Source organism: Stenotrophomonas sp. GL_101 (assembly GCF_057835675.1).
In genome coordinates, this window is record NZ_CM174432.1 from 3,918,675 (window position 1) to 3,944,239 (window position 25,565).

At 68.4% G+C, this 25,565-nt stretch carries 24 protein-coding genes; 14 read left to right on the forward strand and 10 right to left on the reverse strand.

Annotated elements, in window-relative coordinates:
- Nucleotides 1-6 precede the first annotated feature (6 nt).
- Together AC3IR9_RS17230 and AC3IR9_RS17235 are read right to left on the reverse strand one after the other, a co-directional pair.
- Nucleotides 7-1,401, reverse strand: coding sequence for a sensor histidine kinase N-terminal domain-containing protein (locus AC3IR9_RS17230; protein ID WP_489295876.1), 1,395 nt, complete (start codon nt 1,399-1,401; stop codon nt 7-9).
- Nucleotides 1,379-2,077, reverse strand: a complete 699-nt coding sequence (locus AC3IR9_RS17235; RefSeq protein WP_489292240.1) for a response regulator — start codon at nt 2,075-2,077, stop codon at nt 1,379-1,381. Before AC3IR9_RS17235 ends, AC3IR9_RS17230 begins: the two co-directional genes overlap by 23 nt.
- 209 nt (nt 2,078-2,286) lie before the next feature.
- Between AC3IR9_RS17235 and AC3IR9_RS17240 the strand changes: the two genes are divergently transcribed.
- From AC3IR9_RS17240 to phbB, 3 genes are read left to right on the forward strand one after another with little or no spacing between them, the layout of a single operon-like run.
- Entirely contained in the window at nt 2,287-3,441 is a 1,155-nt protein-coding gene (locus AC3IR9_RS17240) for an OprO/OprP family phosphate-selective porin (RefSeq protein WP_489295877.1), read from the forward strand.
- Nucleotides 3,442-3,481: 40 nt separating this feature from the next.
- Complete coding sequence (locus AC3IR9_RS17245) at nt 3,482-4,819, forward strand: CitMHS family transporter (protein WP_489295879.1); 1,338 nt, start codon at nt 3,482-3,484, stop codon at nt 4,817-4,819.
- A gap of 22 nt (nt 4,820-4,841) precedes the next feature.
- On the forward strand, nt 4,842-5,582 hold the full coding sequence (gene phbB / locus AC3IR9_RS17250; RefSeq protein ID WP_489292242.1) for an acetoacetyl-CoA reductase: 741 nt from the start codon (nt 4,842-4,844) through the stop codon (nt 5,580-5,582).
- Nucleotides 5,583-5,734: 152 nt separating this feature from the next.
- Here phbB and AC3IR9_RS17255 read toward each other — a convergent pair whose 3' ends face one another.
- The 3 genes from AC3IR9_RS17255 to rsgA form a co-directional block, all read right to left on the reverse strand.
- On the reverse strand, nt 5,735-8,032 hold the full coding sequence (locus tag AC3IR9_RS17255) for a TonB-dependent receptor (RefSeq protein WP_489292243.1): 2,298 nt from the start codon (nt 8,030-8,032) through the stop codon (nt 5,735-5,737).
- Between the two features lie 529 nt (nt 8,033-8,561).
- Nucleotides 8,562-9,803 (reverse strand): flavohemoglobin expression-modulating QEGLA motif protein, encoded by a 1,242-nt coding sequence (locus AC3IR9_RS17260; protein ID WP_489292244.1) that lies wholly within the window; start codon nt 9,801-9,803, stop codon nt 8,562-8,564.
- 62 nt (nt 9,804-9,865) lie between these two features.
- The gene (gene rsgA, locus AC3IR9_RS17265) at nt 9,866-10,957 is read right to left on the reverse strand and encodes a ribosome small subunit-dependent GTPase A (RefSeq protein ID WP_489292246.1); all 1,092 of its coding nucleotides are present in this window, start codon (nt 10,955-10,957) and stop codon (nt 9,866-9,868) included.
- 184 nt (nt 10,958-11,141) lie between these two features.
- On the opposite strand from rsgA, the gene AC3IR9_RS17270 reads away from it, so the two are divergent.
- From AC3IR9_RS17270 to AC3IR9_RS17290, 5 genes are read left to right on the forward strand one after another with little or no spacing between them, the layout of a single operon-like run.
- Nucleotides 11,142-12,416, forward strand: a complete 1,275-nt coding sequence (locus tag AC3IR9_RS17270; RefSeq protein WP_489292247.1) for a pyridoxal phosphate-dependent aminotransferase — start codon at nt 11,142-11,144, stop codon at nt 12,414-12,416.
- A 3-nt stretch (nt 12,417-12,419) separates the two neighbouring features.
- Nucleotides 12,420-13,043, forward strand: coding sequence for an SGNH/GDSL hydrolase family protein (locus tag AC3IR9_RS17275; protein WP_489292248.1), 624 nt, complete (start codon nt 12,420-12,422; stop codon nt 13,041-13,043).
- Nucleotides 12,983-13,741 (forward strand): class I SAM-dependent methyltransferase, encoded by a 759-nt coding sequence (locus tag AC3IR9_RS17280; RefSeq protein ID WP_489292249.1) that lies wholly within the window; start codon nt 12,983-12,985, stop codon nt 13,739-13,741. The genes AC3IR9_RS17275 and AC3IR9_RS17280 overlap by 61 nt, the downstream gene beginning before the upstream one ends.
- Nucleotides 13,742-13,800: 59 nt before the next feature.
- A complete protein-coding gene (locus tag AC3IR9_RS17285) occupies nt 13,801-14,169 on the forward strand; it encodes a hypothetical protein (RefSeq protein WP_489292251.1) in 369 nt (122 codons plus the stop codon).
- A 26-nt stretch (nt 14,170-14,195) separates the two neighbouring features.
- Complete coding sequence (locus tag AC3IR9_RS17290; protein ID WP_489292252.1) at nt 14,196-14,519, forward strand: hypothetical protein; 324 nt, start codon at nt 14,196-14,198, stop codon at nt 14,517-14,519.
- A gap of 18 nt (nt 14,520-14,537) precedes the next feature.
- On the opposite strand, the gene AC3IR9_RS17295 is transcribed toward AC3IR9_RS17290, so the two are convergent.
- A complete protein-coding gene (locus tag AC3IR9_RS17295) occupies nt 14,538-15,320 on the reverse strand; it encodes a polysaccharide deacetylase family protein (RefSeq protein WP_489292253.1) in 783 nt (260 codons plus the stop codon).
- 56 nt (nt 15,321-15,376) lie between these two features.
- Here AC3IR9_RS17295 and grxD point away from each other — a divergent pair, with 56 nt between their 5' ends.
- Nucleotides 15,377-16,303, forward strand: coding sequence for a Grx4 family monothiol glutaredoxin (gene grxD / locus AC3IR9_RS17300; RefSeq protein ID WP_489292255.1), 927 nt, complete (start codon nt 15,377-15,379; stop codon nt 16,301-16,303).
- A 355-nt stretch (nt 16,304-16,658) separates the two neighbouring features.
- On the opposite strand, the gene AC3IR9_RS17305 is transcribed toward grxD, so the two are convergent.
- Together AC3IR9_RS17305 and AC3IR9_RS17310 are read right to left on the reverse strand one after the other, a co-directional pair.
- Nucleotides 16,659-17,198 (reverse strand): DUF924 family protein, encoded by a 540-nt coding sequence (locus AC3IR9_RS17305; RefSeq protein ID WP_489292256.1) that lies wholly within the window; start codon nt 17,196-17,198, stop codon nt 16,659-16,661.
- A 53-nt stretch (nt 17,199-17,251) separates the two neighbouring features.
- Nucleotides 17,252-18,028, reverse strand: coding sequence for an AMP nucleosidase (locus tag AC3IR9_RS17310; RefSeq protein ID WP_489292258.1), 777 nt, complete (start codon nt 18,026-18,028; stop codon nt 17,252-17,254).
- 181 nt (nt 18,029-18,209) lie between these two features.
- Here AC3IR9_RS17310 and AC3IR9_RS17315 point away from each other — a divergent pair, with 181 nt between their 5' ends.
- From AC3IR9_RS17315 to AC3IR9_RS17335, 5 genes are all read left to right on the forward strand, one after another.
- Nucleotides 18,210-19,622 (forward strand): amidohydrolase, encoded by a 1,413-nt coding sequence (locus AC3IR9_RS17315; protein WP_489292259.1) that lies wholly within the window; start codon nt 18,210-18,212, stop codon nt 19,620-19,622.
- Nucleotides 19,623-19,672: 50 nt separating this feature from the next.
- A complete protein-coding gene (locus AC3IR9_RS17320) occupies nt 19,673-20,905 on the forward strand; it encodes an amidohydrolase family protein (RefSeq protein WP_489295881.1) in 1,233 nt (410 codons plus the stop codon).
- A 55-nt stretch (nt 20,906-20,960) separates the two neighbouring features.
- On the forward strand, nt 20,961-21,590 hold the full coding sequence (locus tag AC3IR9_RS17325) for a 2-hydroxychromene-2-carboxylate isomerase (RefSeq protein WP_489292261.1): 630 nt from the start codon (nt 20,961-20,963) through the stop codon (nt 21,588-21,590).
- A gap of 92 nt (nt 21,591-21,682) precedes the next feature.
- Nucleotides 21,683-22,627 (forward strand): DegV family protein, encoded by a 945-nt coding sequence (locus tag AC3IR9_RS17330; protein ID WP_489292263.1) that lies wholly within the window; start codon nt 21,683-21,685, stop codon nt 22,625-22,627.
- A gap of 72 nt (nt 22,628-22,699) precedes the next feature.
- Complete coding sequence (locus AC3IR9_RS17335) at nt 22,700-23,038, forward strand: hypothetical protein (protein ID WP_489292265.1); 339 nt, start codon at nt 22,700-22,702, stop codon at nt 23,036-23,038.
- Between the two features lie 48 nt (nt 23,039-23,086).
- Here AC3IR9_RS17335 and AC3IR9_RS17340 read toward each other — a convergent pair whose 3' ends face one another.
- Together AC3IR9_RS17340 and AC3IR9_RS17345 are read right to left on the reverse strand one after the other, a co-directional pair.
- Complete coding sequence (locus AC3IR9_RS17340) at nt 23,087-24,499, reverse strand: efflux transporter outer membrane subunit (protein WP_489292267.1); 1,413 nt, start codon at nt 24,497-24,499, stop codon at nt 23,087-23,089.
- Entirely contained in the window at nt 24,496-25,551 is a 1,056-nt protein-coding gene (locus AC3IR9_RS17345) for an HlyD family secretion protein (RefSeq protein ID WP_489292268.1), read from the reverse strand. The genes AC3IR9_RS17340 and AC3IR9_RS17345 overlap by 4 nt, the downstream gene beginning before the upstream one ends.
- Between the last annotated feature and the right edge of the window lie 14 nt (nt 25,552-25,565).

The following is a 25,565-nucleotide window of genomic DNA, read 5'->3' on the forward strand; positions in this document are numbered from 1 at the left end:
AGCACCTCATGGATACATCCTCGGCAGCCGGATGGTGGCCACCAGCCCACCCCCGATGCGGTTGCTCAGGTCGATGTGGCCGCCGTGGCTGTCCACCACCCGCTTGACGATCGCCAGTCCCAGCCCGGCCCCGCCCGCGGCGGCGCCGTCGCCGCGCGCAAAGCGCTCGAACACCCGTTCGGCATCGGCGGCGGCGATGCCGGGGCCATGGTCGGCGATGGTCAGCACGCACTGCTGCGCTTCTTCGGTGAGCGCTACCTGCAGGGCGCCGTCGCCGCCGTACTTGAGCGCGTTGTCGATCAGGTTCTTGATCGCCTCGCGCAGCAGCAGCGCATCCCCGCGCACCCACGCCGACTGCGTGCCCACCGCCAGCTGCACGCGCGGGGCGGGCAAGGCCTGCGGCAACGCTTCATGCAATGCCTGATGCACGGTTTCGGCCAGGTCGACCGGGGCGAAACGCTGCAGGTTGGCGCGGTGGATCACGCTGGCATCGCTGAGCAGCTGGTTGAGCAGGCGGCTCATGTGGGTGGCATTGCGCTCGATCGCCAGCAGGCTGCGCCGCATCTCCTCGGGCTCTTCCTCATCCAGCGCCAGCTGGGCCTGGGCGCGCAGCGCCGCCAGCGGCGTGCGCATCTGGTGCGCGGCCTCGGCCATGAACGCGCGCAGGGTTTCATTGCTGCTCGACAGCCGGCCCATGAAGTGATTCAGCGCGCCCACCATCTTGTCCATCTCGCGCGGCACGCGCGTGTCCAGCGGCTTGAGGTCGGACGGCTCGCGCCGCGCCAGCTCGCGCTCCATCCGCACCAGCGGGCGCAGCGCACGGTGCACACCCCATCCGACCAGGGCCAGCGACAACAGCGACAGCACGCCGATGGCCAGCAGTGCGCGGGTCACCATGTCCTGTGCCAGGGCCTCGCGGGCACGCCGGGTCTGGCCGACCTGCACGCGTACCTCGCCCTGCGCCGACGGCGAGGCGACCCGCCGCGAGACCACCACGAAGCGCACCTGCTCGCCGCTGTAGCTGGCATCGAACAGTTGCGGCCGGTCGCTGGACGCCTGCGGCGGGGCCGGCAGGTCGGCGTAGCCGGTCACCGTCGCGTCGTGGGCATCGGAGACCCGGTAGAACACCCGGTCTTCCGGCGCCATCGCCAGCAGGTCCAGCGCCGCATACGGCAGGTCCACCTGCCACTGCGCCTCCACCAGCGCCACCGAATCGATGATCGACAGCGCCGAGGACACCAGCAGGTGGTCGTAGGAACGGTTGGCCGCGCGCTGGCCGTAGGCGCGTGCGCCGAACAGCAGCACCACCGCGAACAGCGCCAGGAACGCGCCCAGGTACAGCCACAGGGTGTGCCGGATCGAGCCGGAGGTGCGCGGGTCAGTCGGCATCGGTGCCCGCATCGCGGTTGTCATCGACCGCCTCCAGCAGGTAGCCGCTGCCGCGTACGGTGACGATCCGCAGCGGTGCATCGGCCAGCTTGCGGCGCAGGCGGCCGACATACAGTTCGATTGCATTCGGGCCGGCTTCGTCATCGAAACCGAACAGCCCGTTGCCGATCTCGTCCTTGCCCACCACATGGCCCAGCCGGCCCATCAGGATTTCCAGCAGGCGGTATTCGCGGTTGGGCAACTCGATGGGCTGGCCATCCAGGGTTACCCGGTGCGAGGCATTGTCGAACTGGAACGTGCCGATCTGCACCACTTCGCTGGCCTGGCCACGGATACGCCGCAGCAGCACGCGGCAGCGCGCCTCGAATTCGCGGAAGTCGAACGGCTTGCCCAGGTAATCATCGGCGCCCACGTCCAGCGCCTGCACGCGGTCTTCGATACCGTCCCGGGCGGTCAGCATCAGGACCGGGGTGCTGTCGCCACGCTCGCGCATGCCGGCCAGCACGCGCAGTCCGTCCAGCTTGGGCAGGCCGATGTCCAGCACCACCAGGTCGAAGCTCTGGTAGCGCAGCACGCTGGCCGCGGCCAGGCCATCACTCTGCCAATCCACCGCGTGGCCACTGCGGCGCATGCGGCGGACGATGGCATCGGCCAGGTCCGGATTGTCTTCGACCAACAACAGGCGCATCGGGTGGGTATCGGCAACGGTGCACGAATCCTAGCGCGAGCGGCCGCTCCGGTGGGATTCGCTGCACTGCACAAACGCCTGACAGGTGGATGACAGCTTCCCCGCACTAGGCTGCGCCATCGCGTCGCAGCCGTGTCGGCGCCCGTGGCGACACCATCCGATACGAGTACCTGGGAGGGTCCGTGGAACTGAACTCATTGCGCTGGCGCATGCCGGCCACCTGCACCCTGCTGCTGTTGTCGGCACCGTTATGGGCCGCCGCCGACGGCGACGACGAGCGCCCGGTCACCGCCAGCATCGGTGGCCGCCTGCACCTGGATTTCGCCGACTTCAGCAACGACCACCGCGGTACCCCGAACAAGGACGACACCGAGATCCGCCGCGCCTGGCTCGATGTGTCCGGCCGGTTCTTCGTGGTGGACTACAAGCTGGAAGCGGATTTCTCCGGCGATCGCGTCGAGGCCAAGGATGTGTTCGTCAGCCGCGATTTCAGCGGCGGCAAGCTGACCGTCGGCCAGTTCAAACAGTACTTTTCACTCGATGACCGCACCGGGTCCAACTACGGCAGCTTCCTGGAGCGCGGCAACGCCGGCACCACGCTGGCGCCGCTGTACCGGCTGGGCGCGTCGTGGCAGGCGGCCAAAGGCGACATGACCTGGGCGGCCAGCGCCTACAGCCTGGAAAGCATCGATGCCTGGCAGGTAAAGGGCCGCGCGGCCGGTGGTCGGGTGACCTGGGCCCCTGGCGCCACCGCCGGCGACGTGCTGCACCTGGGCCTGTCGCTGGCCCACGAGCGCTACGACACGCCCGGCGCCAACGGCGTGCCCGGGGTGAAGATCCGCCCGCGCCCGGCCGGCCACCTGTCCGACAACAGCCGGCTGACCCTGGTCGATTTCTCGGCCGGCCGTGACACCGACGTCAACAAGTGGTCGCTGGAGTACGCGCAGGTGCGCGGGCCGGTGTCCTGGCAGGGCGAGTTCAGCGGTGCCAGTTTCGATGATGGCAGCCAGCGCGGCCAGGTGCTGGCCGGCTACGGCATGCTCAGCTGGTTGCTTACCGGCGAATCGCGCAGCTACGACCGCAAGACCGGGCGCTTCGCGCGGATCAAGGACATCCAGCACAAGGCCGGTGCGTTTGAACTGGCCCTGCGCTACGACCAGATGCGCGGCGAGCAGCACCTGCTCGGCCAGCCGGACCTGATCGATGCGCAGACCGAGGCCTGGACGCTCGGCGGCAACTGGTACCTGCGCCCGAACCTGCGCTTCATGCTCAACCTGATCGAAAGCCGCAACCGCGACCGCCTCGCCGCCGCCACCGTAGACCGCACCCGCGCGGTCACCGGCCGCCTGCAGTTCGATTTCTGAGTTTCCCCTCCCGTATCCCCTCTTCAGGAGTCTGCAGATGATGCTGAGCATCCTCGGCTTTGGCATGGTCATTACGTTCATGTACTTGATCATGAGCAAGCGGCTGTCGCCGCTGGTCGCGCTGATCACCATTCCCATCGTGTTCGCGCTGATCGGCGGCTTCGGCGGCGGCATCGACGAGATGATGCTGGAAGGCATCAAGAAGATCGCGCCCACCGGCGTGATGCTGATGTTCGCCATCCTGTACTTCGGGGTGATGATCGATGCGGGGCTGTTCGACCCGCTGGTGCGGATCATCCTGCGCCTGGTCAAGGGCGATCCGATGAAGATCGTGCTCGGCACCGCCGCGCTGGCGATGCTGATCTCGCTCGATGGCGATGGTTCGACCACCTACATGATCACCGTCTCGGCGATGCTGCCGCTGTACCAGCGGCTGGGCATGAACGCATTGAACATGACCTGCGTGACCATCCTTGCCGGCGGGGTGATGAACCTCACTCCGTGGGGCGGCCCGACCGCACGCGCAGCCACCGCGCTGCACGTGGACCCGGCCGATGTGTTCGTGCCGCTGATTCCAGCGATGGTGATCGCCTGTGCCGGCGTGCTGGTGCTGGCCTGGTACCTGGGCATGAAGGAACGCCGCCGGCTGGGCGTGGTGAGCCTGCCGCAGGGCGGCAGCTGGATGGACAGCAGCGTGTCCGATGACGGCAACGCACTGCCGACCGTGGAAGACGCCGAAGACACCAAGCGCCCCAAGCTGCTGTGGGTGAACCTGGTATTGACCGTGGCGCTGATGACCGCGCTGATCATTGGCGTGCTGCCGATGCCGGTGCTGTTCATGATCGGCTTCGCCATCGCGCTGGTGATCAACTATCCGAACCTGGCCGAGCAGCGCCGCCGCGTGGTCAGCCACGCCGGCAGCGTGCTGTCGGTGGTGGCACTGATCTTCGCCGCCGGCATCTTCACCGGCATCCTCAACAACACCGGCATGGTCGAGGCAATGTCGCACAGCTTCCTGGCGATCATTCCCGACAGCTGGGGCCCGTACCTGGCGGTGATCACCGCCGTGGCGTCGATGCCGTTCACCTTCTTCATGTCCAACGATGCCTTCTACTTCGGCGTGTTGCCGATCCTGTCCGAGGCGGCTGGCAACTACGGCATCACCCCGGTGGAAATGGCACGCGCCTCGCTGGCCGGGCAACCGGTGCATCTGCTCAGCCCCCTGGTGCCCTCCACCTACCTGCTGGTGGGCCTGGCCAAGGTGGAATTTGCCGACCACCAGAAGTTCACCCTGAAGTGGGCGGTGCTGATTTCGCTGCTGCTGATGGCCGGCAGCCTGTTGTTCGCGCTGTACCCGCTGGCCTCCTCGGCCGCCTGACCCCTTTGTACTGGAGCCTGTCATGACCCTTCGCGTCGCTTACGTCACCAGTGGTACGGGCAGTGTGGGTACCGCCATCTGCCAGAAACTCGCCCGCAATGGCCATACCGTGGTGGCCGGTTGCGCCCCCAACTCCCCGCGCAAGGCCGCCTGGCTGCGCGAGCAGCGCGAGCTTGGCTTTGATTTCATCGCTTCGGAGGGCAATGCCGCCGACTGGTCCTCCTCGGTGGCCGCATTCGCCAAGGTCAAGGCCGAGGTGGGCGAGATCGACGTACTGGTCAACAACGCCGGCGGAAGTCGCGACGTGCTGTTCCGGCAGATGGGCCCGGACGACTGGAATGCGGTGATGGGCTCGAACCTGCATGCGCTGTTCAACATCACCAAGCAGGTGATCGACGGCATGACCTCGCGCGGCTGGGGACGCATCGTCAACATTGGCTCGGTGAGCGCGCATAAAGGCCAGATCGGCCAGGTCAACTTCGCCACCGCCAAGGCGGCGATGCACGGGTTCAGCCGGGCGCTGGCCAATGAAGTGGCCGCGCGCGGGGTCACGGTGAACACCATTTCGCCGGGCTACATCGCCAGCCAGTCGATCAGCAGTTTCCCGCCGGACGTGTTGGACCGCCTGGCCGGCTCGGTGCCGATCCGCCGGCTGGGCAAGCCGGAGGAAGTGGCCAGCCTGTGCGCGTGGCTGGCCTCGGATGATGCGGCGTATGTGACCGGTGCCGATTACGCGGTGAACGGTGGGTTGCACATGTTCTGATGTTTGGCGCGTCGTGTTGACGCGCTGTACCTCCCCCACGAGGTGGCCGCGATGCTGAAAAGCACCGCGGCCTTTTTTTGCCAGGTGTCGACCGTTGGTCGACACGCCATCAACCCCACCGCCCGCGCATCGACCAACGGTCGATACCTGCCTCAGAACTCCGCGCCGACGGTCATGAAGATCTGTCGCGGCGCGCTGGCGTGGATCGCGTAGCGGGTACCGGTCGGATCGGTCGGGGCGAAGGCGCTGAGCTGGCCGGCGTAGCGCTTGTTGGTCAGGTTGGTCACGTTGAGCGACACCTTCACGTTCTTCAGGCCCATGCCCGGGCCGAAGTCGTAACCGGTGCCCGCATCGAAGGTGGTCACACCGGCCACCGACTGGTCGTTGGTGTAGGTGTAATAGCGCTTGCCGGTGTACTTGGCGCGCAGGCTGGCGAAGAAGCCGTCGCGGTTCCAGCTGATCTCGCTGGAGGCCATGCGCTCGGGCGTATCCACGGTGATCTTGCCGGCCACCGGCACGACCACGCCGCCGGAGGTGTAGTTGTCCTCGTAGGTGGTCTTGTTCCAGGACAGCGCGTTGTACCACTGCAGGCCATCGACCGGCTTGAGGATGAAGGTCAACTCCGCGCCGCGGCTCTTGACCGAGCCGACGTTGATGAAGCGGGTGATGCACTCCGGACGCGTGCCTACTTCGATGCTGCTGCACGGGTTGAGCGACAGCAGCCGGTTATCGAACATCACATGGTAGGCGGCGATGGAGGCCTGGTACTTCTCACCGAAGGTGCGGAAGCCCGCTTCCAGGGTCTTGGACTTCTCCGGCTCCAGCCCGGCGCTGGCGGCGAAGGATTCCGGCGACACCTGCAGCGGGCCGCCGCTGCCGCCGCCGACAAAGGCGGCGATGTTCTCCGAGTACGAGGCGAACAGCTCCTGGTTCGGGCTCAGCTTGAAGCCGATGCCGGCCTGCGGCAGTACCGATTCCTTGGCCGTCAGCGTGCCCGAGGCATAGCTGGCTTCGGTGCCGGGCTTGGCATTGGCGGTCATGCGGGTGTTGGGGCTCTTGATGCCGACATCCACGGTGAGGCGGTCGTCGAGGAAGCGCATGCGGTCCTGCACATAGAACTGGCGCGTGCGGATGTCGAAGTCCTGGTCGAACAGGCGACGATCGGGGTAGTTGAGGTAGCCGTCATCCAGGAACGGGCCGGTGATGTAATAGAAATTGCGTTCGATGTTGTGGTCATTGCGCTCGTACCACAGGCCCGCTTCCAGTGCGTGGATACCCCACTGCCAGCTCAGCGCGGCGGTGATGCCCTGGCGGTTGATGGTGTAGTTGGAGCTGCGGATCGAGATCGGCAACGCTTGCGCGGTGCCCGGGTTGGACGGCTGGCCCGGCGCCCACCAATGGCCCTGGCCACGGTTTTCGTGGTGGTAGGCCAGCAGCTTCAGGCGCGAGGTCTCGCCCAGGGCGAGGTCGGCGTCCAGCGAGTACAGGTTGTCGTCGCGCAGCGCGCGGCTCTGGTAGTACGCATCATCGATGCTGTTGACGCCGCCGCTGAACGCGCACTTCTGCGCGTTGAAGGTGCCTGGCGCGCAGTACGCGGCCGCCACGGCACGGTCCCAGTCCGGTGCGTAAATGTTCCAGTCGTAGCCCAGCCCACGCGACAGCATGCTCTTGGACAGGTAGGCGTAGTTGGCCTGGCTCACCCGCGAGGTAGCCGCGAACGCGCCGAAACGATGGTCGCCCACCTGCCAGATCGCCTTGGCGTTGAACTGGCGCGTGGTCTGGTTCTGATAGGGCGCGGCCCACATGTCCGAATCCTGGTGCACGCCGGACACGTACGCCGAGAAGCCGTTGATGTCGCCGGTATCCACGCGCAGGTAGCCGCGGCGCTGGTTGTCATCGCCCACGGTGACGCTGGCACGGCCGCCGAACTCGGTGGACGGGTCCTGCGAGAAGTACTGGATGGTGCCGCCCAGGTTGCTGGTGGAGGCCACGCCCAGCGAGCCGATGCCCTGCGACAATTCGGCGCCGGCCAGGTTCTCGGCGATCAGCGCCCGGGAGATGCTCAGGCCGTTGTAGTTGCCGTAGCTGTTGTCGCCCAGCGGAATGCCATCGAGCGTATAACCCAGCCGGCTCTTGTCGAAGCCGCGCAGGGTGATGCTCTGCGATTCCTCGTTGGCACCGAACGCATCGTTGGACTGCACCGACACGCCCGGCAGGCGGTCGAGGATCTTCTGGCCGCTGGTACCCGGCGGCAGCACCTGCTTGTCGACCGCGCTGATGCGCTGCACCTGGCGGGTCTCACCCTGGCCGATCACCGACACGGTATCCAGGGTCTGCGCGCTGAGCGCGGCGCTGACATCGGCGCCTGCATTGGCAGCTACGTCGGCGGCATGGGCATTGGCGGCGCACAGCGCGATCGCCACGGCGATCGTCAGGGGTCGGGTAAGCATGTTGATCCGTTGCATGGGGGACGAAAACCTGCGTGCTGCAGGTGCGTGACCATCATGCGAGCGGAAGATGAAAGCATTCTTACGCGCAGGCGTGTGCGCAATGAAATGAGACACAGCGCAAAAAACAGCGTCACCACCAACGGTGGTGACCTACCTCGACAAACGTCACCACCAACGGTGGTGACCTACCGCGGGGGTATCGGGCACCGCGCGCCGACAACGCCGACGGCCGTAAATCCACGCCATGCATGGATACCGCTCTTGGCGTACCGCAAGCCGAGCCCCTTGGCGGCCGGCAGGTCCTTGGCAAACTAAAGGAGGAGGCCGGCGCCGCAGGCGTCGGCCGGGGGACACCGCACAAGGGCCTGCCGGCCGCCAAGGGGCCCCGGACGCTCGCGGCATTCCCGAGCGAGGAGGCCGTCGGCGCAGAGCGTCACCACCAACGGTGGTGACCTACCTCTGGAAGTGCATCGCAGCCCACGCGTCGAGAGGTCATGGTGGGCGTGCGCGCACCAGCGTGTAGCTGACGCTACTCGGGCGCCAGCTGGTCCATGCGGATGCGGTTGGCGAACAGCGAGAACGCCAGCATCCCGGCCAGCCCGTTGGCGCGGCTGACCCAGTGCGGCAGCCAGCGCGGCGGGCGCAGGATGCCCTCTTCGAACAGCGGGGCGAAGGCGAGCGCATCGGTCAGCGACATCTTGCCGGCAAACAGCCAGCGGCAGACCTGCAGACGGTCTTCGGCCAGCATGTGGCGGAAGAAGGTGTGCACCGAGACCAGCCCGCGCAGGTACACGGTGTCCTTGGTGAAGGCGGCACCGCCGGTCGGCGGCACCCCACGGAACACGCGCTGGGCCGAGGCGAAGCTCTCTTCGTTGTTCTGCCCGGCCTCGCAGAAATAGCGGAACACCTGGATGAAATCGGCGCCCTCGCGTGCCATCGCAATCGCCTCGGTGCGCAGGCTGATGCGCTTGAGGCGTTCGATGTCGATGCTGCCGGTGATCTGCTCGGCAAACGTGGCCAGGCCTTCCTGGGTCGCGGTGACCCGCGGCGAGGACAGTGCCAGGCTGGGCAGGTGCGGTTGTTCGCGGCCGTTGAGCGCGGTCAGCGAATGCACCAGCGCTTCATGATGGAACAGCTGCGCGCGATCGTAGGCGCTGAAGCGCGCACTGGTGCGCAGACGGATGCGGGTGGGGCCGGCGGCGGCCTTGGAGATCAGCTCGGGGTCGAGCTGCACGCTGATGATGCGCGATTCGAAGAACGCATCCAGGTCGCTCTGCAGCTGCAGTTGCAGCGCGGTGGCCGACACCGGCACCTGCTCTTCCGGGGCCAGCAGTTCGTGGTCCAGTTCCTGCGCGATCTGGATGAAGTGGCGGGCCGCGTCGCGGGTGCTGGGGCCATTGCCGGGCAGCGGGTGCTCGGGCGCACCGAACAGTTCCACCGAGTAGCGGTCCACCTCGGCGGTGCCCAGCGACTCCAGCAGGCCGGCGGCCAGGTCCCAGCTGTGCGCCGAGCGCTGCACGTACAGACCGATGGGATGCGCCGGATCGCACTGGGCGCTGATCGCGGCAAGGGCGCGCCGGGTATCGCCGAAATCCAGCCGGGGATACTCCACCTGCGGCAGCACCGGATTGCCCCGCGCCACGCTGGCCAGGAACGGCGCCTGCAGCGCCGCCGGCCAACTGGTCAGGCCGAGCAGTTTGATGCCGGCCACCGCCTCCACCAGCTGCGCATCGAGCGCGGTGTGGTGGGCCACCTCACGATCCACGGTCATCGGTGTGCTCATGGGCGGACAGTAGCAGGGTCCGGGCCGCCGTGGCGGGCCGGTGGGGGGCGCTAGCGCTTGTTCTTGCCCGGGCGCCACTGCGCGCCCTTGCCCACGTGCTTGCGCTCGATCGCCTGCTGGGCCTGGCGGATCGCCAGCTTGGCGGCGGCGGCGGCCACTTCTTCCTTGAGCTTGAAGTAATTGAGCAGGCGCTCTTCATCCAGGCTGCCGTCGTCGATCGCCGCACGCACCGCGCAGCCGGGCTCGCGCTGGTGCGCGCAGTCGCGGAAGCGGCATTGCGCGGCCAGTGCCTCCACGTCGGAGAAGCCGCCTTCGCTGAGTGCCTCTTCACCGGTCGGCTTGAGCTCGCGCATGCCGGGGGTGTCGATCAGGCAGGCACCGGCCGGCAACGGGATCAGCGCGCGGTGGGTGGTGGTGTGGCGGCCGCGCGAGTCGTTGCTGCGCACGTCGGCGGTCTTCATCCGCTCCTCGCCCAGCAACGTGTTGGTCAGGGTCGACTTGCCGGCACCGGAGGAGCCGACCAGCACCACGGTGCTGCCCGCGCCCAGCCACGGCAGCAGCGCCGAGGCGCTGGCGGGGTCCTTGCCGTTGATCGCCAGCAGCGGGATGTCCTGCGCGGCCAGTTCTTCCAGCACCGCCAGCGCGTCTTGGCTGTACTCGGTCTGGTCGGCCTTGGTCAGCACCACCACCGGCTGCGCGCCGCCACCGCCGACCAGCAGCAGGTAGCGTTCGATCCGGCGCGGATTGAAATCGGCATCCAGCCCGCAGACGATGAACACCGTATCGATGTTGGCGGCGATCACCTGCTGGTGGTAATGCTCGCCGGCCGCGCCGCGCTTGATCGCGGTACGCCGCGGCAGCAGTGCCACGATCTTGATGCCCTCCAGCAGCACCCAATCGCCCACCGCCGCGCGTTCGTGGCTGGGGAAGCGCGGGCGCTGCCATTCGGGCGGGGATTCGGTCTTGATCGCCGCGTCCGGCACGTCGGCCACGATGTAGCCGGTGCGGTGCTGTTCGATCACCCGGCCCGGCCGGGCCTGCGGATACTGCTCGAACAGGGCCTGCCAGCTGGGCAGCTCGGGGGCGCCGGCCCAGGGCCAGCCCATGGTCTGCAGGGCACGGTAATCGGTGGTTTCGCTCATCCTGCCCATTCTAGAGGGTGTGGCCGGCTGGCGTCGCCGCAGACCTCACCGGCCCGGTCCGCGGCAGCGCCCGGGAAGGCGGCCACAACGCCCGCCAGCAGGGCGGGAATGGCCCGGAAAGGCTTGCCCTGCAACGCAACATTTCCGCTACCATGCCCATTCACGCCCGAACCACGGCTCCGTCATGTCCACGCCCCCGCTGAAGCCGCTCGCCACCCGCGAGCGCCTGTCCGAAGTCCGCTACGAGATCCGGGGCGAACTGGCGCGACGAGCGCGGGAGCTGGAATCGCAGGGCCGCAAGCTGATCAAGCTCAACATCGGCAACCCCGGCGCCTTCGGCTTCCGTGCACCGGAGCACCTGCAGCGCGCGATCGCCGATGACATGGGGCGCACCGACCCCTATACCCACCAGCAGGGCCTGCCGGAGGCGCGTGAAGCGATCGCCGCGGCCTACGCGCGGCGCGGCGCGCCCGATGCGCATCCGGACCGGGTGTTTGTCGGCAACGGCGTCAGCGAGCTGATCGACCTGTCGCTGCGCGCCCTGCTCAACCCGGGCGATGAAGTGCTGGTGCCCTCGCCGGACTACCCGCTGTGGTCGGCAGCCACCATCCTCAACGATGGCCGCCCGGTGTACTACCGCTGCGCGCCGGAGAACGGCTTCCAGCCGGACCCGGTCGAGATCGAATCGCTGGTCTCCTCGCGCACCCGCGCGATCGTGCTGATCAACCCCAACAACCCCAGCGGCGCCAGTTACTCCAAGGCGCTGCTGGAGCGCATCGTGGCCATCGCCGCCAAGCACAACCTGCTGCTGATGGTCGATGAGATCTACGACCAGATCCTGTACGACGATGCGCCGTTCCATTCGGTCGCGCCGTTGGCCGGCGAGCACCCGTGCATCACCTTCAGCGGCCTGAGCAAGGTGCACCGCGCCTGCGGCTGGCGGGTGGGTTGGGCGATGCTGTCCGGTGCGGCCGAGCGCCTGGGCGAGTTCCGCGCGGCGATGGACCTGCTCAGCGCACTGCGGCTGTGCGCCAACGTGCCCGGCCAGTACGCCATCGATGCCGCGGTCAACGGCCCGGACACCATCTCCGCGCTGTGCGCGCCCGGTGGCCGGCTGTATGAAACCCGCCGCGCGGTGATCGAGGCCTGCAACGCCAGCGAGCACCTGTCGCTGGTGGCCCCGGCCGGTGCGCTGTACGCCTTCCCGGCGGTGGTCGGCCCGGCCGCGCGCAGTTTCGACGACCACGATTTCGCGCTGGAACTGATGAATGAAGAAGGCGTGCTGGTGGTCCCGGGCTCCAGCTTCAACGTGCCCTACCGCCACCACTTCCGGGTCACCCTGCTGCCCGAGCCGGAGGTGATGGGCGATGTGTTCGCGCGGATCGACCGCGCCCTGGCGCGCCGTGCCGAAGCGAACACCAAGGTGGTGCCGTTGAAGCCACGCAGCGCGGTCGCCTGACCGGTGGCGCTGGCCTACCTGGCACTGGGCGACTCCTACACCATCGGTGAGGGCGTGGCGGCTGCCGGGCGCTGGCCGGTGCAGCTGGCCACCGCGTTGCAGGAAGCCGGCATCGTGGTGGACAGCCCGCAGATCATCGCCACCACCGGCTGGACCACCGACGAGCTCGACGCCGGCATCGATGCCGCCGCCCCGCAGGGGCCGTTCGACCTGGTCAGCCTGCTGATCGGGGTCAATGACCAGTACCGCGGCCGCAGCGTGGCCGAGTACCGCCCGCGCTTCACCGCACTGCTGCAGCGTGCGCTCGGCTTTGCCGGTGCACGTGCGGCACGGGTGCTGGTGCTGTCCATTCCCGACTGGGGGGTCACCCCGTACGGCCACGATTCCGGTCGCGACCGCGTCGCCATCGGCGAGCAGCTGGATGCCTACAACGCCGCCGCCGCGGCGATCTGTGCCGAGCACGACGTCGCCTTCGTCGACATCACCGACATCAGCCGCGCACACGGTGGCGACGCGGCGATGCTGGTCGATGACGGCCTGCACCCTTCGGCGGCGATGTACACGCTGTGGACCCGGCGCGCCTACCCGGTCACGCGCCTGCAACTGGTCGACGAGGTGCCGCGCTGAGCACGGATGCCCTGCCACTGGCCAAGGAGCAGGCCCGCCACATCGCTGATGCCTTCCTGCCGGCACAGCGCCTGGGCAGCCGACGCGATTATTACTACAGCCGCGGCAAGCTCGGCAGCGATCCGCTGTACCCCGGCGTGCTGGCCGCACTGACGCCAGCGCCCCGCGCACTACTCGACATCGGCTGCGGGCTGGGCCTGATGGCCCACGTGCTGCGCCAGGCCGGGCAGCAACAGCCCTACCTGGGCGTGGATATCGATGCCGACAAAATCGCCCGCGCGCAGCGCGCCGGTGCCCGCGCCGGGCTGGCCGATGCACGCTTCCAGTGCCTGGACGCGCGGGCCACGCTGCCCGCCCACCACGGCAACGTCGCCCTGCTGGATGTACTGCAATACCTGCGCGCCGAGGCCCAGGTCGCGCTGCTGAGTGCCGCCGCGGCACGGGTTGCGCCAGGCGGGCGGCTGGTGATCCGTACCACCCTGGCCGACAACAGCGGCCGCCACCACACCACCCGCATCACCGACATGCTGGCCCACCTGGTCGGCTGGATGGGCACGCGCCCACGCCATTACCCGCATGCCGCCAGCGTGCGCGCGCCACTGGAAGCGGCCGGGCTGCACCTGACGATCACGCCGTTGTATGGCAACACGCCCTTCAACAACTGGCTGGTCTGCGCCGAGCGCGCGGTGACCGGCTGAGGGTCGCGCCCAGCGCGTCGCACGCGCATACTCGCGCCCCACACCGGCATGGAGCCTGCATGACCCCGCATCCACCCCGACATTCCGCACTGGGCATCGCCGCGCTGGTGGTCAGCCTGTGCGGGCTGGTGATGTTCGCGATCAGTGCGCACGTCGCCCACACCCCGGCGCATGCCGCGATGCAGGAGGTGCCGTTGGTGCTGGTGGTGGTGCTGTGCATCAGTGTCGGCCTGGCCCTGCTGGCCACGCTGCTGGGCATCGGCAGCATGCTGCAGCACCGCCGGCGCCGGGTCAGCGGGGTGCTGGCCCTCGGGCTGTCGGTCACCCTGCTGCTGGCGCAGTTGTCGCTGGCCAGCTGGATGCGCCAGCAATGGCAGCGCTCGCATCCGCTGGCCGGCAGCGCCAGCAGTCTCACCCTTTGGGCATGAGCCCGCATCCACTTACAGGAGTTCACATGCAGCAGCGTCATTCCGGCTTGGGCATCGCCTCGTTCATCCTCTCGCTGGCCGGCGGGGTATTGATGTTCCTGTTCATCGTGCTGGCCGGCTATGTCGAAATGACCACGCCGGGCGGGCTCGATGTAGATGGCCCGACCACGGTGATGATCGGCCTGGCCGTCCTCGGCGCCGCGCTGATGGAAGTGGTGGCATTGGCCCTGGGCATCGGTGGGGTGCTGCAGCACGACCGGCGCAAGGTGTTCTCGATCCTCGGCCTGGTGTTCGCCGCCGGTACCCTGCTGGGGACGGCGGGGCTGATGGTGCTGGGCGCGGTGAGCTGAGCGCACGCTGCCCGGGCCCTACCCCGCGTCGGGCAGTTCGGCCGTCAGCCCCCGCTCCTGCAACGCCTGCAGCACCGCTTCGATGATGGCCAGGTTGTGCCCATGCGCGGCCCCTTCGTGCAGCAGCACGATGGCGCCGGGGCCCAATTGGCCGGCGATGCGCTCCACCACCACCTGCGGCTGGCAGTCCACGCCGTCGTAACCGCGCGCGCTCCAGCCCACCCGGGTCAGCTGCCACTGCTGCAGCGCCGGGGCCACGAACGGGTTGGTCATGCCCACCACCGAGCGGTACCAGCGCGGCGGCTGCCCGGTGATTGCGGTCAGCGCCTGCTGGCACTGCGCGATTTCAGCGGCCATCGCCGCCCGCCCCAGCCGCCAGAAGCGGGTCTGCGGATGGCGATGGCTGTGGTTGCCCACGCTGTGCCCGCGCGCCAGCATCTGCCGCACCAGCGCGGGGTGGGCCAGGGCGCGTTCGCCGACCAGGAAGAAGGTGGCCTTGGCCTGGTAGCGGTCCAGCAGATCGAGCACCGCCGGGGTTTCGGCCGAGGGGCCATCGTCGATGGTCAGCCAGACCCGCGGCGCGTTGCCCGGCAGGCGGCTCAGCACCGGGGCGTAGAAACGGCTGTTGGGCAGGAACACCGGCCCCATGAACAGCGCGTGCGAGGCCACCATCAGCGCCAGTCCGGCAGGCCAGCCCAGGCCGACCCATGCGGCGACCACGCCTACCTGCGAAAGTACCAGCCAGGGCACCCAGCGCCAGGGGCGGCGGGGAATGCGATGCAACGTTTCCGGTACGGTCATGCCCCATGATGCCATGCCGCGTAGAATGGCCGGTTCCAAACGTCGGACCGACTGTCATGTCCCTTGATCCCGCCCTGCGCTCGCGCATCGAATCCATCCTCAACGCCAACCGCGTCGTGCTGTTCATGAAGGGCCAGCCGAGCATGCCGCAGTGTGGTTTTTCGGCCAAGGCCGTCGGTGCGCTGCAGGACCTGGGCGTGGCGTTCGACCACGTCAACGTGCTGGCCGATGCGGATATCCGTGAAGGCATCAAGGCCTACGGCGACTGGCCGACCATCCCGCAGCTGTACATCGACGGCGAGCTGGTCGGTGGCAGCGACATCATCCTGCAGATGGCCGGCAGCGGTGAGCTGAGCAGCGTGCTCGGCCTGGCCGCCCCGGACCGTACCGCCCCCACCATCACCGTGACCCCGGCCGCGGTGGAAATGCTGCGCGGTGCGCTGGCCGATGCGCCCGGTGCCTCGCTGCAGTTGGGCATCGATGCCAGCTTCCAGCCGAACTTCCAGCTGGCCCCGCACGACAACAACGCGATCGCCGCCGAATCCAACGGGCTGCGCGTGCAGTTCGACCTGGCCAGCGCGCGCCGCGCCGAAGGCATCACCATCGACTGGGTCGACGATATCCGCGGCAAGGGCCTGGCGATCGACAACCCGAACGCGCCCAAGCCGGTGCAGGACATCAGCGTGCGTGACGCCGACGACCTGCTGCGCGCCGGCAACGTGACCGTGGTGGACGTGCGCCCGGCCGACGAGCGCGCGATCGCCGCGATCAACGCCGCGTTCGAGACGTTCGACGGCGACAACCGCGCCCGTCTGGAAGCCCTGCCCAAGGACACCGCACTGGCCTTCCTGTGCCACCACGGCGGCCGCAGTGCCCAGGCCGCAGAGCAGTTCCGCGCGTTGGGGTTCACCAAGGTGCAGAACATCACCGGTGGCATCGACGCCTGGTCCAACGACGTGGACAACAGCGTGCCGAAGTACTGATTGCAGGCTGTAGCGCATTGAACGAAAAACGCCGGCAATGCCGGCGTTTTTCATTTGTAGCGGCCGACCGTTGGTCGGCCACCGCGCGCAAGCGCGGCACAAGCATCGAACATCCAGATACATCGTTGCCGAGCAAGTCTCCGGCGCTGACCTCCTTCCGAAGCCACCGGTCAGAGGTTCATGAACACCTGACATACGGCTTCGGACGTTGATCAACCGCGATCAGCCCATCGCAGCCCGCAACAATCCGGCTGCGGGCTTTTGCGCCGCGCTGCGCGCGGTGGCCGACCAACGGTCGACCGCTACGAATTGCTGACGGTCGATAACAGATCCGGATACGTCGGTGCGCAGCACCTCAGCCGGCAAAGCCGCCTTCGGACAGGTAATGCAGTTCTTCTGCCGTCGGCATCCTTCCGAGCACGGCGTTGCGGTGCGGGAAGCGGCCGAAGCGCCGGATGATGTCGCGGTGCTGCTCGGCGTACTGCAGGTATTCCTTGTCGCCCAGCGCATCGAACATCGCCACCGAACGCTCCTGGTCCTGCGGGTCTTCGGAATGCTCGAACGGCAGGTAGATGAAAGCGCGCAGCTTGGGCACCAGCTGCATGTCCAGACCTTCCTCGAACGCGCGCGTGGCGTAGTGCCGGGCCAGGCCATCGGTGGCGTAGGAATGGGCCGTGCCACGGAAGCAGTTGCGCGGGAACTGATCCAGCAGGATCATCAGCGCCAGTGCGCCTTCGGCCGTGCCCAGCCAATGTTCGCGCGCACGCCGGGCCGCCGCGACATGTTCGTCCAGGAACGCCTGGCGGAACCGCGCATCGAACGCGTCATCGCGCGTGAACCATTGCTGTGGTCCGGCGTTGCGCCAGAACTCCACCACTTGTGCCGCCACGTCCATTCACTACCCCTGTGGGCGGCACATCACCAAGACGCGCGCCCGTTCCATTGCCATCACTCGTCAAAGCGCAGGTGTCGGACCGATTTTCCGTTGCGCCGTATAAGCTTAAGCGCCTCGATACCGATCTGGATATGGTTTTCGACGAACTGGGAGCTGACCTTGGCATCGGAGGCCTCGGTTTTGACCCCATCGGGGATCATCGGCTGGTCGGACACCAGCAGCAGCGCGCCGATCGGGATGTGGTTGGCGAAGCCGGCCGCAAACAGCGTGGCCGTCTCCATGTCGATGGCCATGCAGCGCATCAGCCGCAGCTTTTCCTTGAATGCCTCGTCATGCTCCCAGACCCGCCGGTTGGTGGTGTAGACCGTGCCGGTCCAGTAATCGTGGCCCAGGTCGCGGATGGTGGTGGAAACCGCCCGCTGCAGCGCGAACGCCGGCAATGCCGGCACTTCCGGCGGCAGGTAGTCGCTGGAGGTGCCTTCGCCACGGATGGCCGCGATCGGCAGGATCAGGTCGCCGAGCTGGTTCTTGCGCTTCAGTCCGCCGCACTTGCCCAGGAACAGCACCGCCTTGGGCATCACCGCCGACAGCAGGTCCATCACGATGGCCGCGTTCGGGCTGCCCATGCCGAAGTTGATCAGGGTGATGTCATCGCTGGTGACGCTGGCCATCGGCCGGTCCAGGCCCTGGATCGGCGCGCCGGTGCGCTGCGAAAACACCTGCAGGTAGCCGGCGAAGTTGGTCAGCAGCACGTGCTGGCCAAACTGGTCCAGTGGCACGCCGGTGTAACGCGGCAGCCAGTTTTCGACGATTTCCTGCTTGTTCTTCATTGCGCGCGTCTCGTCCTGCAAGGGGTTCCAATGCGTTGATTCTCGATGAGTCCGCCCAATAAGCAAGGAAAATGCCGTGCCGGCCGCTTGAAAACGGCTTCCCCGTGCAGGGAGCCACTTGGCAACACCCCCGCCCAGCCGCTAGCGTCGGCGCATCTGTTCACGCCGCATCGGGGAAAACATGCGCACACGATTGACCGCCGGGCTGGGCCTGGCGCTGTTCTCACTGGCCGCGCCGGCGGCGCCGGCCGCATCCCGGTTCGTGCAGGACCCCTACCCCAGCACCTATGCGCCGATCGCCTCGGCCCCGGTGCTGATCCGCAACGCGACGGTGCTCACCGGCACCGGCACGCGCCTGGACAACGCCGACGTGCTGCTGCGTGACGGCCGCGTCGCCGCGGTCGGCAGTGCGCTGGCCGCGCCTGCCGATGCAGTGCAGGTGGATGCGCGGGGCAAGTGGGTGACCCCGGGCATCATCGATGTGCACTCGCACCTGGGGGTGTATCCCAGCCCGGGCGTCAGCGCGCACAGCGATGGCAACGAGATGACCGCGCCGGTCACCGCCAACGTCTGGGCCGAACACTCGGTGTGGCCGCAGGATCCCGGGTTTGCCGCCGCGATGGCCGGTGGGGTGACCACCATGCAGGTGCTGCCCGGCTCGGCCAACCTGGTGGGCGGGCGTGGCGTGACCTTGAAGAACGTGCCGGCCACCACCTACCAGGCGATGAAATTCCCCGGGGCACCGTGGGGCCTGAAGATGGCCTGCGGTGAAAACCCCAAGCGCGTCTACGGCAGCGGCAAAGGGGTCGCGCCCGGCACGCGGATGGGCAACGTGGCCGGCTACCGCGCCGCCTTCATCGATGCCAGCGAGTACATCAGCAAGAACGCGGCAAAGCCGACGGCAAAGAAAAAACGCTGGTTCAGCGGCAGCGACAAGGGCGACAGCGCCGGTGACACCGGCGGCAAGCGCGACCTCAAGCTGGATACCCTGGCCGGGGCGATCCAGGGCGACATCCGCGTGCACATCCATTGCTACCGCGCCGATGAGATGGCCACGATGCTCGACCTGTCCAAGGAGTTCGGCTTCAAGATCGCCGCCTTCCACCATGCCGTGGAAGCCTACAAGCTGGCCGACCGGCTCGCCGCCGAAGGCGTCTGCGGTGCGCTGTGGGCCGATTGGTGGGGCTTCAAGATGGAAGCCTTCGACGGCATCCAGGACAACATCGCCCTGGTCGACCGCCCGGCCAACAGCTGCGCGATCGTGCATTCCGATTCGCCCGAAGGCATCCAGCGGCTCAACCAGGAAGCGGCCAAGGCGATCGCCAACGCGCGCCGCGCCGGCCTGCAGATCGCCCCGGAGCGGGCGATGATGTGGTTGACCCTCAACGCGGCACGCTCGCTGGGCGTGGACAAACAGACCGGCAGCCTGGAGGCGGGCAAGATGGGCGATGTGGTGGTGTGGAACGGCAGCCCCTTCAGCTCGTATGCGCTGGCCGAAAAGGTCTACGTGGATGGCCACCAGGTCTACGACCGGCAGGACCTGCGGCGGCAACCGCTCTCGGACTTCATGCTGGGCCAGGAGGCGCGCCCGTGAGCGGCCTGACCTCCCCCGCGCTGCGTCGTCGCGCCTGGCTGGGCGCCACCATGGCCACGCTGCTGGCAGCAATGCCGGTGCAGGCACAGGACCTGCTGATCCGCAACGCCACCGTGCACACCGTCAGCGCGCGCGGCAGCCTGGCGCATGCCGATGTGCTGGTCCAGGGCGGCGTGATCCGCGCGGTGGGGACAGGCCTGTCAGCACCGGCCGGGGCCAGCGTGGTGGACGCGGCGGGCAAGCCGCTGACCCCGGCGCTGTTCGGCGGCATCACCGATATCGGCATTGAAGAAGTCTCCGGCGAATCGGCCACGGTGGACAGCACGCTCAAGCTCGCCGACCAGCCGTTGCGGCCGGAGTTCGACGTGAGCCTGGCCTACAACCCGGCCTCGGTACTGATTCCGGTGGCGCGGCTGGACGGCATCGGCTTCACCGCGCTGGGCGCCAACAGCGGCGGCGGCTTCATCGCCGGCCAGGGTGGCGTGATGCGGCTGGACGGCAGCGCCGATCCGATCGGGCCGCTGGCGCTGTACCTCCGCCTGGGCGCTGCCGGCGCGGAGCTGACCGGCAACTCGCGCGCCGCACAGTGGATGCTGCTGGAGCAGATCGTCAGTGAAGCGCGCGGACGCGTGCCGGCCGATTCGCCGCATGCGCTGCTCACGCCCGCCGGGCGCGCCACGCTGGCCCGTTACCTGGCCGGCCAGGGCCGCCTGGTGGTACAGGTGGACCGTGCCGCCGACATCCGCCAGCTGTTGCGCTGGGCCGCGCGCGAGAACGTCAGGATCGCCATTGCCGGCGGTGCCGAGGCATGGCGGTTGGCCCCCGAGCTGGCCCGCGCCAACGTGCCGGTGTTCGTCGATGCGCTGGGCAACCTGCCGGCCAGCTTCGACCAGCTTGGCGCCACCCTGGAAAACGCCGCGCGCCTGCACGCCGCCGGGGTGCCGGTCAGTTTTGCCCAGCGCGAGGATGCCTCGCACAACGCGCGCAAGATGCGCCAGCTGGCCGGCAACGCGGTGGCCAACGGCTTGCCCTGGGCCGATGGCCTGGCCGGGCTGACCCGGGTGCCGGCGCAGGCGCTGGGCGTGGCCGACCGGATCGGCAGCATCGAGCCGGGCAAGCTGGCCGACCTGGTGCTGTGGGAAGGCGACCCGCTGGACGTGGGCCACTACGCCGAACAGGTCTGGCTGGGCGGCCGCGCGATGCCGATGCGCTCGCGCCAGACCGAGCTGCGTGACCGCTACCTGGCGCCTGCCTCGCCCGAACCGCGCGCATACTCGCGCTGAGCCCCACCCTGCGGCGGGTGCCTGCACCCGCCGCGTCCGCCTGCAAGGATTCCCGATGGCCCTGCGCTGGTACTTCGATTTCGTCTCACCGTTCTCCTACCTGCACTGGCAGAAGCTCAAGGCGTTGCCGCAGTTCGAGCGCATCACCCCCATACCGATCGCCTTCGGCGCCGTCCTGCACCACCTGGGCAACCTCGGCCCGGCCGAGATCCCGGCCAAGCGCCGGGCGATGTACCGGCACCTGCTGTGGCAGGCCCAGCGCGACCACGTCACCCTGCGCTTTCCCCCCGGCCACCCGTTCAACCCGCTGGCCGCGCTGCGGCTGTGCCTGGCTGCCGGGGTCTCGGCGCAATCGGTGGACGTGCTGTTCAACTGGATCTGGCGCGACGGCCATGCCGGTGACAGCGCCGCCGCCCTCGCCCTGCCGGGGGCGATGCTGGACGTGGCCGATGTGGCCGCCGCCATCGGCGCGGCCGACGTCAAGGAGCAGCTGCGGCGCAATACCGATGCGGCCATTGCCGCCGGCGTGTTCGGCGTCCCCACCCTGTCCATCGACGGCGAGCTGTATTGGGGCAACGATGCCCACGACCTGATGCAGGCCGTGCTGGCCGATCCCGACACCGTGCGCGGTGGCGAATGGGACCGGCTCGGCGCCCTGCCGGTCGCGGTGGAACGCAGTCGCTGACCGACCTCCCGCCCCCCGGTCAGGCAGCCGGTTGAAATATGAGATAGCTTTCACACTTCCGAACCTACAACCGGCCTTGAGGGGGGCTCAGGATGCGCATCGGAATCGTCGTCGACTCTGCCTGCGACTTGCCGCAGGATTTCATTGAACAACACAACATCGTGCTGCTGCCGATCACGGTACGCATCGGCGAAGCGGTGCTCGCCGACCACCGCGACGAGCAGGCCACGCTGAGTTTCCTGCACGCCCACGTGGCCGAACACGGCGCCGAAGCGGAGACCATTCCGTTCAGCGTCACCCAGATCCGCGACCTGTTCCTGGGCAAGCTGGTGATCGATTACGACCATGTGTTCTGCATGACGATCACCAAGACCCGCAGCCCGATCCACGACAATGCGATGCAGGCCAGCTTTGCGATCCTCAACGACTACAAACCGGTGCGCCAGGCGGCAGGCTTCAACTCGCCGTTCGCACTGCGCGTGCTGGATACCCAGAACCTGTTCGCCGCCCAGGGCGTGACCGCAGTGGAAGCGGTACGGCTGCGTGGCAGCGGGGCCAGCGTGCAGCAGATCCGCGAGCGGCTGGAACTGCTGGCGCACAACGTGCACGGCTACATGGTCACCCGCGACCTGTACTACATGCGCGCCCGCGCCCGGCACAAGGGCGACCGCAGCGTCGGCTTGATCAGCGCGGCGCTGGGCAGTGCCCTGGACATCAAACCGGTGCTGCACGGGTACCGCGGCGAAACCGGCCCGGTGGCCAAGATCAAGGGCTTCGACAACGCGGTGCAGAAGCTGTTCGACTTCGTCTGCCAACGGGTCAAGGCCGGGCTGATGACACCCACGGTGTGCGTCAGCTACGGCGGTGAACTGGCCGACCTGCAGGCGCTGCCCGGCCATGAAAACCTGCGACAGACCTGCGAGGCGCACGGGGTACAGCTGTTTGAGTCGGTGATGAGCCTGACCGGCATGGTCAATGTCGGCAAGGGCGCGGTGACCGTCGGCTTCGCCGATGAACCGCACACCTTCAGCGGCTGAGGCGGCCGCCGCGATCTGCACACCGAATCCACTGCGTTTCTGCCAGCCTTGCCGCATTCAATGGAGACCACCATGTCAGCGCAGTACCACATCAGCCTGCCGGACCCGTCCCGGGCCCGCGGCAGCGATTCCGATCTTTCCTTCCACTCGCAGGGTGCCGCCGGCTTCGCCGAGGAGCTGCAGGAAGCCCTGCGCACCACCACGCTGTTCGAGCGCTGGCGCGCCAAGCAACCCGACCCCGATGCGGTGGAATCGCAGTGGGGCGCGACCGACCCCGGCGCGACCGTCACCGGCTCGCAGGACGACCTGCGCATCAACCTGATCGTCACCACCAGCATCGACAGCGACGTGTTCAAGCAGCGCCTGCGCATGCTCGCCGGCCACCACTGGGAACTGCGCGACGTCCGCTGAGCGGCGCCCGCCGGGAGGCCGGCCGCTGGCCGGCACCCCGCTTCGCCATTACCAACCGCCGCCCAGCGCGCGGTACAGATCCACCCGCGCGATCGCCGCAGCCGCCTGGCTGTCGGCCAGCGCGGTCTGGTTGTCCAGCGCGATGCGCTGGGTACTGAGTACATCCAGCATGTCCACCACGCCGGCCTGGTACTGGCGCCGTGCCGCGCCCAGCGCCCGGTCGCTTTCGGCCACCGCCGCCAGCAGGTGGGTGCCGCGCTGTTGTTCGGCGGCGTAACCGTCGATCGCATCGTCCACCTCATGCCAGGCGCCCAGCACCGTGCGCTGGAACTGCAACGCGGCGTGTTGCTGCTGCAGGCGGCTCAGCGCGAGGTTGGCCTTGAGCCGGCCGCCCTGGAAGATCGGCAGGCTGATCGACGGGCCGATGCTGAAACGGTGCGCGTTCCATCCGTCCAGTTGGTCCAGTTGTTTCGACTGGAACCCGGCATCGCCATTGAGGGTGATGCGTGGCAGGAAGCTGGCCTGGGCCACGCCGATCGAGGCCGTGGCGGCATGCAGTGCGGCTTCGGCGCGGCGGATGTCCGGGCGGCGTTCGGCCAGCGCGCTGGGCAGGCCGACGGCCATCGCAGGCAGCGCCGGCCAGTCGCGGCCGATGCCGTCCAGGCGGCTGTCCAGCGCGTGCGGGGGGCGCGCCAGCAACAGCGCCAGCGCGTTGCGCAGCTGGGCATCGCGATGCTGCAACGGCGCCAACCGCGCCTCCAGCGCGGCGACCTGGGCGGCCGCGCTGGCCACCTGCAGCGTGCTGGCCACGCCTTGGCGCTCGCGCGACAGGGTAAGCCGCTGGATGTCGCGGGCAATGCGCAGGTTGTCTTCGGTAAGGGCCCGCAACTGGCGGGTCGCGCGCAGCTGCAGGTAGCTGCGCGCGGTCTCGGCCAGCACCGCGGTCTGCACCGCGTGCGCATCTTCGTCGGCCATCTGCACGCGGGCATCGGCCGCTTCCCCCTGGCGCCGCACCCGGCCCCACAGGTCCAGTTCCCAACTCAGCCCCACCCCGGCCTGGAACAGGCCGTAGTCGTCGCGCCCGGCGTTGCCGGAGGGATCGTTGAGGCCTGTTTCGCTGTTGCGGGCACGCACGCCGCTGGCGGTGGCACCGACGCTGGGCAGGCGATCGGCCGTGCTGATCGCGCGGGCCATGCGGCTCTGCTGGACGCGGTTGGCGGCCAGCTCGATATCCAGGTTGGCCTGCAGGGCCTGCGCGGCCAACGCGCCGAGCAGCGGGTCGGCGAAACCGGCCCACCATTGCGCATCGCTGTCCAGCGCACTGGCGTTGACTACCGTGCCCTGCCACTGCGGCGGCAACTGCGCGGCAGGACGCACGAAATCCGGGCCCAGCGTGCAGGCCGACAGTGCCAGGCAACACCCGCCGGCCATCCACCTGCGCCACGGCAGGCGCGCCATCATGCCCCCTCCCCGTCGGTGCCCTGGCGCCCGCTGTCCAGGTCGACACTGGCCTCCACCGACATCCCGGCGCGCAGCCGGCCAAACAGCGGCTGGCCCGGGTCCAGCACGATCTTGACCGGAATGCGCTGCACCACCTTGGTGAAGTTGCCGGTGGCGTTCTCCGGCGCCACGGCGGCGAAGGTCACCCCGGTGGCCGGGGCGATGCTGTCGATGCGACCGTGCAGCGATTGGCCCGGGAACACATCGACCCGCAGTTCAACCTGCTGGCCCGGCTGCATGCGGGTCATCTGGGTTTCCTGGAAGTTGGCCACCACGAACGCCTGTTGCAGCGGCACCACCGCCAGCACCGCGGTGCCGGGCGTGAGGTAGGCACCAACGCGGATCGCGCGGCGGCCGACCAGGCCGTCGATCGGGGCGCGCAGTTCGGTATGCGACAGGTCCAGCGCGGCGCGCGCCTGTGCGGCCTGCGCTCGTTGCACCGCCGCCTGTGCCGCCTGAACCCCGGCGCTGAGGATGGCGGTGCGCTGGCGCGCGGTAAGCAGTGCCGCGGTGCCCTGCTGCAGGTGCGCGCTGGCCACGGCCTGGCGCGACTGCGCCTGTTGTGCGTTCTGTACGGTCCCGGCGCCATCGCGGGCCAGCGCGCGATAGCGCTGCTGGTCGGCCGCCGCCAGGGTCAGCTCGGACTGGCTCACCGCCAGCGTCGCCCTGGCCTGGTCAATCAGCGAATCCTGCTGCGCCAGTGCGGCCTGTGCATTGGCCAGCTGCGCGTGCGCACTGGCCAGGTCCGCGCGTGCCGCTACCAGCGCCACCTGGTAGTCGCGGTCATCGATGCGCGCCAGCACGTCGCCGGCCTTGACCGCTTGGTTGTCGACCACCCGCACCTCGCTGACGAAGCCGGGCACCTTGGGCGCCACCACGGTGAAATCGGCGGTGACGTAGGCATTGTTGGTGCGTTGGTGGCGCCCATCGCGCAGCAGCAGCCAGCCAGCGGTGGCAAGCACGACCACGCCCAGGGCGATGATCGCGGGGACATGTTTTCTTGATGCGGACATCGGGGTTTCCAGTA